This window comes from Microbacterium sp. MYb64 (assembly GCF_002979495.1).
GTDB classification, from domain to species: domain Bacteria; phylum Actinomycetota; class Actinomycetes; order Actinomycetales; family Microbacteriaceae; genus Microbacterium; species Microbacterium azadirachtae_A.
This window is the reverse complement of record NZ_PCOW01000002.1, coordinates 56031-68793: the sequence shown is the minus strand read 5'-3', so window position 1 is coordinate 68793 and position 12763 is coordinate 56031. Positions and strand designations below refer to the sequence as shown.

Sequence of the window (12763 nt, the reverse complement as noted above, 5' to 3'; positions counted from 1 at the left end):
CCTACAGCGACTTCTGCAGGAACAGCACATCCAGGGTGCGGCCGAACTTCACGCCGACGCCCTTCAGATGCCCGGCGTCCACGAAGCCGTACCGGTGGTGCAGCGCGATCGACGCCGCAGCCGCCGTCGGCTCGATGACCGCGATGAGCTCGTGCAGATCTGCCTTCGCCGACGCGTCCAGCAGCGCCTCCAGAAGGGCCTTCCCTAGTCCGCGCCCTGCGGCGTCGGGGCTCAGGTAGATCGTGTTCTCCGCACTGAACCGATAGGCCGACTTCGCACGCCAGTGCTGCGCATACGCGAAGCCGAGCACGACGCCGGCCGCGTCCTCCGCGACCAGGAAGGGCAGGCCGGTCGCTGCGAGCAGCTCGTGCTTGTGCTCCCAGACCGGGAGCTCCGTCTCCTCCTCGTCGAAGGTGACGGTGCTCGTGCGGACGTAGTGGTTGTAGATGTCGCGGACCGCGGCGAGGTCCTCCGTCCGCGCCGTGCGGATCCCCGCACCGGGCGCCCGCTGCGGCGCCTCCGCCGCGGCGGGCGTCTGCGGAACAGTCGGGGCGTCGCTCATGCGATCCTCCAGTCGACGGGGGCGGCGCCCTGCTCCTCGAGCAGCGCGTTGACGCGGGAGAACGGCCGGGATCCGAAGAATCCGCGGCTCGCCGAGAGCGGCGACGGATGCGCCGAGGCGACGATCGGGGTCTCGCCGAGCATGGGCCGAAGGCCTTCGGCGTCGCGGCCCCACAGAAGCGCGACGAGCGGGACGTCCCGCGCGACGAGAGCGCGGATCGCGAGCTCTGTGACCTTCTCCCAGCCCCACCCGCGATGCGAGGCGGGCGTGCCGGGTCGCACGGTGAGCACCCTGTTCAGCAGCATGACGCCCTGGTCGCTCCACGCCGAGAGGTCGCCGTGCGGCGCGGGCGCGATGCCGAGGTCCGTCTCGAGCTCCCGGTAGATGTTGCCGAGGCTGCGCGGCAGCGGGCGCACGGACCGGTCCACCGCGAAGGACAGCCCGATCGGATGCCCGGGGGTGGGATAGGGATCCTGCCCGACGATGAGCACCTTGACGTCTGCGAGCGGGCGGGAGAAGGCGCGCAGCACGTTCTCCCCGGCGGGCAGATAGCCCCGTCCTGCAGCCGTCTCGGCGCGGAGCCGGTCGCCGAGCTCCGCCACGAGCGGGGCGACGGGGGCGAGCGCCTCGGCCCAGCCCTCGTCGAGCCGGCCCTCCGCCGCGAGTTCGGCCAGCGACTTCGGCATCAGAGCGCCGCCCTGTCGCTCGAGACGGTCACGCCCTCGGATCCGGCGAACACGCGCCAGACGCTGCCTTCGCCGGCGATCCGCAGGCCCTCGGCGTCCGCGATGAGCACCGTGCTCTCGTCGATCCCGAGACCGCCGTCGATCGCGCCCGCCTCGGTCGCGGCGATCAGGCGGCTGAGCGTGCCCCACTGCGCGACGTGCACGTCGATCGCGACGTCGACCAGGCCGATCCCGGAGACGACCGTGATCTCGTCGAGATCCTCCGCGGTCTCCTCGGGGGCGATCGCGACCTCTCCGATCCGCCAGCCGCCGAGGATCGCACGCTCGGCGGCGATCATGGCGCCGGCCGAGAAGCCGAGGTACGGGGTCCCGCCCTGCACCGCGGTACGGATCACGTCGTATCCGGCCTCGAGCGCGGAGTGGTAGGCGGGGGTCAGGCCCCCGCCTATGACGATCGCGTCGACGCCGTCGAACACACCGGCATCCACGACGTCGCTCAGCCCCACGGTCACGAGCGTGGCGTCGATGGGCGTCGCCCCGTCGGCGGTGAGCGCGTCCAGGAGGTCGCCCGCATGCTTCGTCGATGCGTCCTCGCGCACGGTCACCACCACGACGGACGGCCGCTCGCGTCCCGCCGCCGCGGCGAGCGCCGTCGCCTCCGCCGTGAACGGCGCGTACGCGGCGCGGCCGAACCCGCCGCCGACCAGGTGCACTCCCACGGTCAGTCCTCTCCTCGCGGGCGCAGCGTCCCTCGTGCGAGCAGGTGCGCGGCGGCCTGCGCCACGGGGCGGATCACGACGAGGTCGAGGTTCACGTGCCCGGGCGCGTTGAGGGCGTAGGCGATCACGTCGGCGACGTCCTCCGCGACCAGCGGCGCCTCGACGCCCGCGTAGACCGCCTCGGCGGCGACCTCGTCCCCGCCGAGCCGGCGCAGCGTGAACTCCTCGGTGTGCACGAGGCCCGGCGCGATCTCGGTCACCCGGATCGGCTCCCCGTTGAGCTCCTGGCGCAGCACCTGCGGGATCATCGACTCCGCAGCCTTCGCCGCGTTGTAGCCGGATCCGCCGGGGTAGGCCTGACGTGCGGCGGTCGAGGTGAGGAACAGCAGGTCGGCGTGGCCCCCGTCCCCCGCCGCGGCGCGCAGCTGCGGCAGCAGCGCCGCCGTGAGCTGCTGCACGGCGAGCACGTTCGCCTCGAACATCCATCGCCACTTCTCCGCGGATCCGTCCTCGACCCGTTCCGTGCCGCGGGCTCCCCCGGCGACGTGGACGACCGCGTGCAGCGGACCGGTCTCTGCGAGGTGCTCCGCGAGACCAGCGATCTGCTCCGCATCCGTGAGGTCTGCCGCGTACGCGGTGGATCCGGTCTCCGCGGCGAGCGCCTGCAGACGGTCCTCGCGGCGCGCGACCCCCACGACGTCCCAGCCGCTCGCACGCAGCACTCGTACCGTCGCCTCGCCGATCCCGGTGCTCGCGCCGGTCACGACCGCGCGTCTGCTGTTGTGGGGACCGTCGTTCGTCACGCTGTTCGCCATGCGACCACGCTACGGGATCCGCGAGCGCCCTTCGACGACCGATCGCGCTGGATCGCCTCGCTCGATCCGCGGGATTCCGCGGCCGGCGCGTGTTACGTCACATTTCTCGCGCCTTGTTGACAGCGCCCGCCTGTTCGTACTCTCGATGCAACGCCACCGGTCCTCGCACCCGTCGAGGAACCACGGCGCACCTGCCCTGCGACGCGGTTCCGGTGTCGCGCATCCATGAAGGAGACATCATGACCGCTGCGGAGAACTGGCGCTTCGAGACCAAGCAGATCCACTCCGGCGCCGCGCCGGACCCCGTCACGAAGGCCCGCGCGACCCCGATCTACCAGACCACGTCGTACGTGTTCGACAACGCGGACCACGCGGCGAACCTGTTCGCCCTGGCCGAGTTCGGCAACATCTACACCCGGATCCAGAACCCGACGCAGGACGTGCTTGAGCAGCGCCTCGCCGCGCTCGAGGGCGGCACCGGCGCCCTCGTGCTCGCCTCCGGGCAGGCCGCGTCGACGTTCGCGATCCTCAACATCGCCCAGGCCGGGGACCACTTCGTCTCGAGCTCCTCGATCTACGGCGGCACCTACAACCTCTTCAAGTACACGCTCGCCAAGCTCGGCATCGACGTCACGTTCGTCGAGAACCAGGACGACATCGAGGAGTGGCGCCGCGCGGTCCGCCCGAACACGAAGCTGTTCTTCGCGGAGACCATCGGCAACCCGCAGATCAACGTCCTCGACATCAAGGGCGTCGCCGACGCCGCGCACGAGGCGGGCGTGCCGCTCATCGTGGACAACACGATCGCGACCCCGTACCTGATCCGTCCGTTCGAGCACGGCGCGGACATCGTCGTGCACTCCGTCACCAAGTTCCTCGGCGGCCACGGCACCACGATCGGCGGCGCGATCATCGACGGCGGATCCTTCGCCTGGTCGCAGAACGTGGAGAAGTTCCCCGGACTCACCGAGCCGGACCCCTCCTACCACGGCGCCAGCTACACCGCCGCGGTCGGCGATGGCCTCGCCTACATCATCAAGGCGCGCGTGCAGCTGCTGCGCGACCTCGGATCGGCGATCGCCCCGCAGAGTGCCTGGAACCTCATCCAGGGCATCGAGACGCTGTCGCTGCGCATCGAGCGCCACGTGCAGAACGCGCAGGAGATCGCCGAGTGGCTGGACGGCCGCGACGACGTCGCCAGCGTGAACTACTCCGGTCTGCCCACCTCGCCCTGGTACGCGGCCGCGAACACCTACGCCCCCAAGGGCGTCGGCGCGGTGCTGTCGTTCGAGCTGAAGGGCGGCGTGGACGCCGGCCGCGAGTTCGTGAACAGCCTTTCCCTGTTCAGCCACCTCGCCAACATCGGCGACGTGCGCTCGCTCGTCATCCACCCCGCCTCCACCACGCACGCCCAGCTCACCCCGGAGCAGCAGCTCACGGCGGGCGTCACCCCTGGACTCGTGCGCCTCTCGGTGGGCCTCGAGAACATCGAGGACCTGAAGGCCGACCTCGACCAGGCCCTCATCGCCGCGCGCAAGGTCTCCGAGGCCGCCCGCGCCTGACCACGTCCCTGAGCGGGGGTGTCCCGGGTCCTCGGATCCGGGACACCCCCGCTTTCGTGTGCGCACTGTGTGCTGCGTGCGCGCTTTCGTGTGCGCACACTGTGTGCTGCGCGCGCTTTCGCCGACGCCCCCTCTGAGCGTCCACGCCCCCTCTGAACTGCGAACAGGCGAGGGGGCGCGGACGCTGCGAGGGGGCGTCGGCGGCACTGGGTCGCACGGGGCGGTCGGTCCGCACAGGCCGGCGTCCGTGCGGACTTCGCACCGATCACGGGGGCAGCGCACCGCCGGCATGCGCGGGCCGTCAGGCTACGCGGATGAAGACGACCATCGGACTCGCACAGGCGCGCGATCTGCTGAAGACGCGCGAGGAGCTTCTCGACTCCGGATCCACCCCGCGGGAGATCCGGACTCTGGTCGCCGAACGTCGGCTGATCCGGGTCCGGCGCGACCGCTACGTGGAAGCCGACGCGCACGAGGGTCTCTGGGGCGAGGGGCGTCACCTCGTCGCCGTGGTCGCGGCCCATCTCAACGCGGATCCCCCGGGACCGGTCTTCTGGGGACCGTCCGCGGCCGTCCTCCTCGGCCTCCCGCTGTACCGTCTCTCGCCGAACACGGTGCACACCGTCATCCTCGGCGCGCGGCACGGGCGCACCCGCGCCGGCGTTCTGCAGCACGGCGTCGGGCTCGACGACGCGGACATCGTCGACATCGACGGAATCCGGTGCACCTCCCTCGAGCGCACCGTGCTCGACCTCGCCTGCACGACGTCGCCGGAAACGGCGCTGTCGGCCGCGGACGCCGCGCTCAGACGCGTCGCGGTCGAGCGGCATCGCCAGGATCCCGACCGTGCGACGGACTGGCATCGACGGATGTCCCTGCGCGCCGCCGTCCGCACCCGCGGGATCCGCCGGGCGCGCGAGATCATGGACTTCGCGGACGGCCGCGCTCAGCTGCCGGGAGAGAGCGTCAGCCGACTGCAGCTCCACCGCATCGGGTTCACCGGCGTCGAGCTTCAGCCCCACGTGGTCGGATCCGAGGGCGACGAGTACTGGATCGACTTCGGATTCCCGCGCAACCGGGTCTTCGGCGAGTTCGACGGCCGGGGCAAGTACGTGGATCCGGAGGTCCGCCGCACGCGCAGCACCGAGGATACGGTGCTCGCGGAGAAGCGTCGAGAAGACGACGTCCGGGGCGTCACAGGATGGCGCTTCGCCCGCTGGGAGGACCGCCACGTCCGCACTCCCGACGCGCTCGCGGCCCGTCTGCAGGCCTTCGGCGTCCGCCCGCCCGCCTGACGAGACGTCGGCGCCCCCTCTGAGCGTCCACGCCCCCGCGGCGGGACGTACCTGCGAGGGGGCGCGGATACTGCGAGGGGGCGCCAACGCAACAACCACCGCAACACGTCCCGACACCCGCGGGACCGTAACCTTCCGCGCACACCGCCCGGCACCCGGGAGAATGGATCCATGGACTGGCAGACGACCTCGGAGGACACGGTGCCCTCGGCACGCGTGTCGGAGGCGGACGCCCGCCTGCTGCGCGCCCGCCCGCCGTCCACCGGCGCCTGGCGCGACGGCGATCCCGCGGGCGACCGCCGGTTCGAGGCCTTCGGACCGTTCCGCACCGAGGGCGGGGCCGAGCTGCCGCTGATCCGGCTCGCGTACGAGTCCTGGGGCGAGCTGAACGAGGCGCGCGACAACGCGATCCTGATCCTGCACGCGCTCACCGGCGACAGCCACGTGATCGGCGAGGCCGGCCGCGGACACGCGACGAGCGGATGGTGGGGCGAGATCGTCGGCCCCGGCTGCGCGATCGACACCGACGAGTGGTTCGTGATCGCCCCGAACATGCTGGGCGGATGCCAGGGATCCACGGGACCCGCGAGCATCGCGCCGGACGGCTACGAGTGGGCCTCGCGCTTCCCCTACCTCACGATCCGCGACCAGGTCGCCGCGCAGGTGCTGCTGGCGGACGCCCTCGGCATCGCGCGCTGGTGCGCCGTGATCGGCGGATCCATGGGCGGCATGCACGCCCTGGAGTGGGCCGTGGGCCATCCTGAGCGCGTCGAGCGGCTGGCGATCCTGTCCTCTCCCCCGATCACGACCGCCGACCAGCTCGCCCTCAACTTCGTGCAGCTCGAGACGGTGCGGATGGATCCGCGCTTCGCGGGCGGCGAGTACTACGACGCGCCCGTTGGCGAGGGCCCGCACCGCGGCCTCGCCCTGGCCCGCCGCATGGCCCTGCTGAACTACCGCAGCCCGATCGAGCTGAACCAGCGATTCCAGCGCTCCTGGCAGTCCGATGTGTCGCCGCTGGGTCAGGGCGGACGCTACGCGGTCGAGAGCTACCTCGACTTCCACGGCAACAAGTTCACCCGGCGGTTCGACGCGAACAGCTACCTGACGCTCGTGGAGGCGATGAACTCGCACGACATCGGGCGGGACCGCGGCGGGGTCGAGGACGCGCTCAAGCGGGTGACGGCGACGACCCTCGTGCTCGGCATCGACACCGACCGGCTGTTCCCGGTCGACGGCCAGCACCGCATCGCCCGGGGCATCCCGCACACGCTGGACGGGAACGAGGCCGTCGTACTCGCGAGCGACTTCGGCCACGACGGCTTCCTCATCGAGACCGACGACGTCGGCACGCACCTGGGACGCCTACTCGCGTCCTGAGCGGGGACGCTGCCGCGCCTCCCGGGCTCAGACCCGCTCGTACCGCCACACCGGCTTCTCCGCGACGAGCCGATCGCGCGCGCCCGGTGCTCCCCCGGCGAGCTCATCGCCGTCCCAGTAGAAGATCCTGCCGTTCTCGGAGGGCTCCATCCGCGTCCGGAAGACGGCAGGATCCGGCTCGCGCGCGAGGGCGAACGCCTCCTGCACCGTGGCGGCGCCCCGCAGACCGTGCAGCGTCCGCCAGGTCGGCGGCATGAGCGAGATCTCGCCGGCGTCGTTCGCGGCCAGGGCCGCGTCCGGCGCGAACCAGCGCACGTCCACCGCCTCATCCTCTGCCGCGACCGCCCCTGTGGCGGGATCCTCCGCGAGGAAGAACCAGGTCCGCACGCGCTTCGGGATCCCGGCGGGCGGCACCCAGCACGAGAGCAGCACGAGCCTTTCCAGGGCGAGCCCCACCTCCTCGGCGGTCTCGCGCAACGCCGCCCGTCCGGCGTCCGCGCTCTCCTCCGCGCCCGCGACGCGGTCCCCTGGTTCGAGCATCCCCCCGGGGAACACCCAGGCGCCCGCGAACGAGCCGCGGTCCGGACGACGCATCAGCAGCGCCTCGACCCCGTGCGCCCCGTCGCGCAGGATCACCGCGGTGCCCGCGACGGGCAGGTCCTCGTCTTCGGCGGAGCTCATCCGCCCATGCTAGGTCGCACGGGGTGCGTGCGTCGCAGCCGCCCTGCGATCCGGATCGGCTCAGACCAGGTCGCGCACCCGCACGGATCCGGTCTCCGTGTGGAAGCGGCGCTGCACGGCGTAGGAGGTGATGGCGACACCGAGTCCGACGACGGCGAGCCCTGCCCCGACCCAGGACGGCGCGGCGAAGCCCCAGCCCCATGCGATCACGAGTCCGCCGAGGAAGGCGCCGAGACTGTTGCCGATGTTCAGCGCGGAGTGGTTCAGCGCCGCGGCGATCGACTGGTTGTCGCCTGCGACCTCCATGAGCCGGGTCTGGATCGCCGGGCTCAGGATCGAGGAGAGCAGCGCCATGACGAACGAGAGCGGTACGAGCAGCCAGATCGAGAACGACAGGATCGCGAGCAGCACGAGCACCACGGACATCGCGCCGAGCCCCACGAGCAGCGTGAGTCGGAGATTGCGGTCGCCGAAGTACCCGCCGAGCAGGTTGCCCACCGTCATGCCGACGCCGAACACGACGAGCGTGACCGGCACCATCCACTGCGGCGCTCCGGCCCGTTCCGTGACGACCGGCGCGATGTAGCTGTAGACGGCGAAGAATCCCCCGAAGCCGATGGCCCCGGTGCCGAGAGCGAACCACACCTGGGGGCGGCGGAACACGCGCAGTTCCGCGCGGAAGGTGCGGCCGGGATCCCCCTCGTGCTCGGGCACGAAGAACGCGATGCACACCGTGGCGATCGCGAACACGATCGTCACGACGAGGAAGGCGCTGCGCCAGCCGACGTGCTGCCCGAGATAGGTTCCCGCCGGCACGCCGACCACGTTCGCGATCGTGAGACCGGTCAGGATGAACGCCACGCCCTTGGCGCGCTTGCCGGGGCCGAGCACGTCGGAGGCGACGAGCGCACCGATCCCGAAGTAGGCGCCGTGCGGAAGCCCCGCGATGAAGCGCGCGAGCCCGACCGTCTCGAAGGTTGGCAGCACCACGGCGAGACCGTTGCCGAGGGTGAGCGCGATCGCGAGGCCGATCATCACCCTGTGGCGCGGGAAGCGAGCGACGAGGCCCGCGATGGTGGGTGCGCCGAGCACCACGCCCAGGGCGTAGAGCGACACCAGGATGCCGGCGCGGCCGATCGCCTCGTCGGGGTTCTGCGCCCAGAGCTCCGGCAGCAGGTCCTGCGCGATGTTCGGGAGCAGGCCCATGGCGACGAACTCGGTCATGCCGATGCCGAAGCTGCCGATGGCGAGGGAGAGGAGCGCCCGCTTCGCCGCACCCCTCGAGAGGCTCGAGGGTTTCATCCGTCCAGCTTAGAGGCTGCCGGAGTCCTCGATCGCGCGCTCGAGGCGCTCGATCTTGCCATCGATCTCGCCCGTGTAGCCGGGGCGGATGTCGGCCTTGAGAACGAGGGACACGCGGGATCCGAACGGCATGACCGCCTCGGTGGCGCGCTTGACGACGTCCATGACCGTGTCCCAGTCCGGGCCTTCGATCTCGGTCGACATAAAGGGGGTAGGGGAAATGGGTGCTTTTCGGCTCATTTTTTCATCCTCGATCCGCGGAATTCCGGGGTTTTTGGAGTGACCATATCTTAGGCGATCGATGTGAGATCACATCGAGGGGGGATGGTTAAGCCCGGATGAAAATGGCCTCGAGGGGAGCACTTTCGCGCCCGACCTCAAGCAACCAGCCACCTGCAAGGCCCTGTTTGACGCCGACGAGCTCGACCTCCGCCTGCACAAATTGGTTCGTGCCGATTCAGCGCTGTTCGGAGCGCACAGCAAAGAGACTCAAGGCGGAAACGCCGAGCTGGTGGGCCAGTGCATCAATGGAGTCGAGAGTGAGGTTCCGCTCTCCCCGCTCGATCCCGGCCAGGTACCGTGGAGTGACGCCGAGCTTCTCTGCCAGCCCCTCTTGCGTCAGCCCCTCCGCGAGCCGAAGTTCTCGCACGCGCGCGCCGAGAACAGACTTGAGGGGAAGTGCCACCTCTCAAGCGTGTTCACCGGGAGTCATCGCTTCCAGGTACTTATCGCTTCCATTGAACCTTGTATCGCGACTAAGATCGCTGTGACTCTCTTGAGAGAGCGAGGCGACAGTCATGGTCGATGGAGGCCCGAGGACGCAACGACGACGTGCAAGGAAGCAGGTCGTCGTGCTCCTAGACGACGAGTCGGAGGCGGCATTGGCTCTGCTGACTGCCGACACGACCTCAAAGTCCGCCGCCATCCGCACTGCGATCGTCGAAGCCGCCGTGCGCCTCCCTGAGCGTCCGCCTGTACCCGGGCACCTGAAGCATCTCCCCTATGCCCAGGCCATCGCGATTCACAATTCGGTCACGAAGACGATTGCCGACTTTCCTCCGCTTACCGCTGACCAGCGCGCGCTCATCTCTTCCCTGTTCCACGACTCACGAGTTTTCAGGAGAAGCTCTTCGGACACTTCGGCCGCTCCGCCCACCGGTGATCGCCCGTGACTACCGCGGACGATGAGATTCGGGCGCTGCTCAACGCGTATCGGCAGCTCAGCAGCAACGTCCCGTCAACCCTCCTTTCTCAAGGATGGACGTGTGTAAACCCCGACGCAGCCGACGACGATGCACTTGAGTGGGTCTGGCCGCCGACCGCGCCGATCGGATATCGAGGCCTGCGGGAGTGGATCACGCCGGGAGCCCGAGCAAGACCAGGAATGCATGCGCCGCGCCGCACGCCATGGACCGCGCCAACCCGAATCCTCCAGCATCCCGGCGCCGTGTGGGAACTCAGATACGGCGAAGCACTGGCGCAGCAGCCAGACACACCGACGCGTTTCGCCGCTGATGCGGAGCTACTCGATGACCTCGACCGAATCGAATCCTGGCCGATGAGCGTCGAGGAGCGTCGCAGGGAAGAGCGGAACCGGCTCTGGAACACCACGGTCGCCGACGCACACAATGATCACTACCTCGGGATGCCGATCACGGAACCCTACGGCAGCAGACTGGATGAGATTGACGCGCGCCGGGAAGCACGCGCCAGTATCCGAATCGACGACCCTCACTCATCCGAACTGGACGTCGGAGACCTTCACGCACAGCGGCGGCTCGTTGACGCCGCGGCGTGGGCGTCAGCCGTCCGTACTGCACGAGTTGGAGGGCCCGGGTGGAGCTCGGACGGACCAGATTAGCCGCCGCGCGCCACCACCGACAGGCGAGAAGAAGCCAATGCACGGCTCTGTGACGGATGGGGACGAGCGAGTTCCGGCGTGGATCGACCTCTCGTTCGACCGAACCATGTAGCGTCCGAGCCACAGGCTGCGAGGATGCGGTCGGTCGGAACGAATCGCCGGAGGGGCGAGCGGGGGCGAAAGCAGGGCGCTGGTGGACGTGCTGATCAACGGAGAACGTGCCCCGATCGATCGAGCCGTCTTCGAGGAGCTACTCGAAAACTCCGTCGTGAACGGCCGGGCGCCGTACCACCACGCCCTCGAGCGGGGCGAGATCCACTACACCGAGCTCGTGGACCTCGCCCGGAAGGCAGAAGTGCCGCACCCGCTGTTCTTCGCCCCGCTCTCGCTCGTCCAGGCACAGGTTCGCGCGAAGACGGAGAAGCTGCTGCAGGGCGTAGCCCCGGACACGTTCACCGTCAACACGAGGACCACGATCAAGCTCCGCGACGTGGAGCTGATCATCAAGGACCTCCTCCGGAAGCAATCGCTCGCGAAGAAGCACGACCCGTCGCTCGTCAAGAACAAGATCGTCGGGCTCCTGCGCCGGCCAGGTGCGACCGTGCGCGCGGATGCCGAGAAGCTCGTCGCGGCCCTCGGGCTCGATCTCGACGCGATCCGTCGAGCGAGGACGAAGGACATCGCCCTCGAGATGCTCATCGAACGCCTCGAGGCGAACCAGGTGCTCGTCTCTCGGAGCGTGCGCGGCTACATGCCGCAGATCCTCGACGGCGTGCACTTCAGCGGTATGACGGTCCGGGACCCGAAGGTGCCATACATCTTCCTCACCGGCGGCGACCACGGCGACTTCCAGGAACCACCAGGGCGGCAGATCTTCACCCTGATGCTGATGACCGTGCTCGTCGCGCGCGGGATCTTCGCACCCGTGACGTATGACGCGAACAGCGACGCGCCAGACGCCGGCGGCGAGTACGACATCGTCGGCGAGATCCTCATGCCCGGCCACGAGCTCCAGGACCTCGACCTCGACAGCCTCGACGCGGTGAAGGCTGCGGCGGATGCCTTCAAGGTCACCCCGAGCGCTATGGCCGTGCGCGCGAAGCGGCTCGGCAAGCTCAGCGTCGAGGGTGCCGTCGAGTACCTCGGTGAACTCGAGACCGAGTTCCGGGGCCGCCCGAAGCCTGGGCCCCGAAGTCAACCGAAGCCCGTCAACGCGATCCGGAAGTACAGCGGGCGAGCGCTCACCGCGCGGATGCTCCGCGCCGTCGAGGAACACCGACTCTCCGAGCGGGAGTTCTGCCGAGTTGTCTGCCTCAACCGCCTCTCCCCCGCCGACCTCGGCGAGCTGAAGGCGGCGCTGCGATGAATGAAGAGTTGTACCTCCTCGACAACAACGCCCTCTCGCACCTCACCCGTGCCCAGCGCGCGAGCGCGTTCTTCCACGATCGCTGCGCACTCCCATCGGAGATCATCCACGAGGCGGACGGGTACCCCGATGCCGCATCGTTCAAAGACGTCGAGTACCCGACCACCGCGAATGTCCTCAAGCACCTCGGCACCGTGATGGCTACCGTGTCGGTCGATGACACCACGCTCGTGAACCTCTACGCGAACAAGGGCGCCGCCGACCCGATGCTCATCGCCTGCGCACTCGACGGCATGGAAGAAGCAGCCACTGCCCTGTGGGGCCCGACCTGGGTGATCGTCTCGAATGACAACGCGGTACGCGCCAAGGCCGCGGAGCTCGGCGTCGAGTCGTGCACGAGGGAGGAGTTCCTCACCGAGACGGCGGGTGTTTGGGAGGAGTGATCACGATTTCCCTGCCGGGATACAAAGGACCAGTGTCGGACCTGTATGTCAGGCTTCTGAAAGACCCAACGATTCAAGGAGCCAACCGAAT

The 12763-nt window shown here is 69.5% G+C and carries 13 protein-coding genes and 1 pseudogene; 6 read left to right on the top strand and 8 right to left on the bottom strand.

Annotated features, from left to right (window positions below; genetic code table 11):
* Position 1: 1 nt before the first annotated feature.
* Genes CQ044_RS02465 through CQ044_RS02450 form a run of 4 tightly spaced genes read right to left on the bottom strand, consistent with a single transcriptional unit; the run spans position 2 to position 2782 of the window.
* Entirely contained in the window at positions 2–562 is a 561-nt protein-coding gene (locus tag CQ044_RS02465) for a GNAT family N-acetyltransferase (RefSeq protein ID WP_105686624.1), read from the bottom strand.
* Entirely contained in the window at positions 559–1248 is a 690-nt protein-coding gene (locus CQ044_RS02460; RefSeq protein WP_105686623.1) for a uracil-DNA glycosylase, read from the bottom strand. Before CQ044_RS02460 ends, CQ044_RS02465 begins: the two co-directional genes overlap by 4 nt.
* Entirely contained in the window at positions 1248–1967 is a 720-nt protein-coding gene (locus tag CQ044_RS02455; RefSeq protein ID WP_105686621.1) for a Type 1 glutamine amidotransferase-like domain-containing protein, read from the bottom strand. The genes CQ044_RS02460 and CQ044_RS02455 overlap by 1 nt, the downstream gene beginning before the upstream one ends.
* A 2-nt stretch (positions 1968–1969) precedes the next feature.
* Entirely contained in the window at positions 1970–2782 is an 813-nt protein-coding gene (locus CQ044_RS02450) for an SDR family oxidoreductase (RefSeq protein WP_105686619.1), read from the bottom strand.
* 239 nt (positions 2783–3021) lie between these two features.
* Between CQ044_RS02450 and CQ044_RS02445 the strand changes: the two genes are divergently transcribed.
* The 3 genes from CQ044_RS02445 to CQ044_RS02435 all read left to right on the top strand — a co-directional run bounded on the left by CQ044_RS02445 (position 3022) and on the right by CQ044_RS02435 (position 7019).
* The gene (locus tag CQ044_RS02445) at positions 3022–4344 is read left to right on the top strand and encodes a bifunctional o-acetylhomoserine/o-acetylserine sulfhydrylase (protein ID WP_105686618.1); all 1323 of its coding nucleotides are present in this window, start codon (positions 3022–3024) and stop codon (positions 4342–4344) included.
* A gap of 314 nt (positions 4345–4658) precedes the next feature.
* A complete protein-coding gene (locus CQ044_RS02440; protein ID WP_105686617.1) occupies positions 4659–5639 on the top strand; it encodes a hypothetical protein in 981 nt (326 codons plus the stop codon).
* A 171-nt stretch (positions 5640–5810) separates the two neighbouring features.
* On the top strand, positions 5811–7019 hold the full coding sequence (locus tag CQ044_RS02435; protein ID WP_105686615.1) for a homoserine O-acetyltransferase: 1209 nt from the start codon (positions 5811–5813) through the stop codon (positions 7017–7019).
* A gap of 27 nt (positions 7020–7046) precedes the next feature.
* Here CQ044_RS02435 and CQ044_RS02430 read toward each other — a convergent pair whose 3' ends face one another.
* The 4 genes and pseudogenes from CQ044_RS02430 to CQ044_RS02415 form a co-directional block, all read right to left on the bottom strand.
* On the bottom strand, positions 7047–7700 hold the full coding sequence (locus tag CQ044_RS02430; protein WP_105686614.1) for an NUDIX hydrolase: 654 nt from the start codon (positions 7698–7700) through the stop codon (positions 7047–7049).
* A gap of 60 nt (positions 7701–7760) precedes the next feature.
* Positions 7761–9002 (bottom strand): MFS transporter, encoded by a 1242-nt coding sequence (locus CQ044_RS02425; RefSeq protein ID WP_105686612.1) that lies wholly within the window; start codon positions 9000–9002, stop codon positions 7761–7763.
* A 9-nt stretch (positions 9003–9011) separates the two neighbouring features.
* Positions 9012–9215: pseudogene (locus CQ044_RS02420) on the bottom strand (MTH1187 family thiamine-binding protein); the annotation flags it as partial.
* A 244-nt stretch (positions 9216–9459) separates the two neighbouring features.
* Positions 9460–9687 (bottom strand): helix-turn-helix domain-containing protein, encoded by a 228-nt coding sequence (locus CQ044_RS02415; RefSeq protein ID WP_105686611.1) that lies wholly within the window; start codon positions 9685–9687, stop codon positions 9460–9462.
* A 166-nt stretch (positions 9688–9853) separates the two neighbouring features.
* Between CQ044_RS02415 and CQ044_RS02410 the strand changes: the two genes are divergently transcribed.
* From CQ044_RS02410 to CQ044_RS02400, 3 genes are all read left to right on the top strand, one after another.
* Entirely contained in the window at positions 9854–10174 is a 321-nt protein-coding gene (locus tag CQ044_RS02410; RefSeq protein WP_105686610.1) for a hypothetical protein, read from the top strand.
* Positions 10175–11056: 882 nt separating this feature from the next.
* Entirely contained in the window at positions 11057–12229 is a 1173-nt protein-coding gene (locus CQ044_RS02405) for a hypothetical protein (RefSeq protein WP_105686609.1), read from the top strand.
* Complete coding sequence (locus tag CQ044_RS02400; protein WP_146116721.1) at positions 12226–12672, top strand: hypothetical protein; 447 nt, start codon at positions 12226–12228, stop codon at positions 12670–12672. Before CQ044_RS02405 ends, CQ044_RS02400 begins: the two co-directional genes overlap by 4 nt.
* Positions 12673–12763 lie beyond the last annotated feature (91 nt).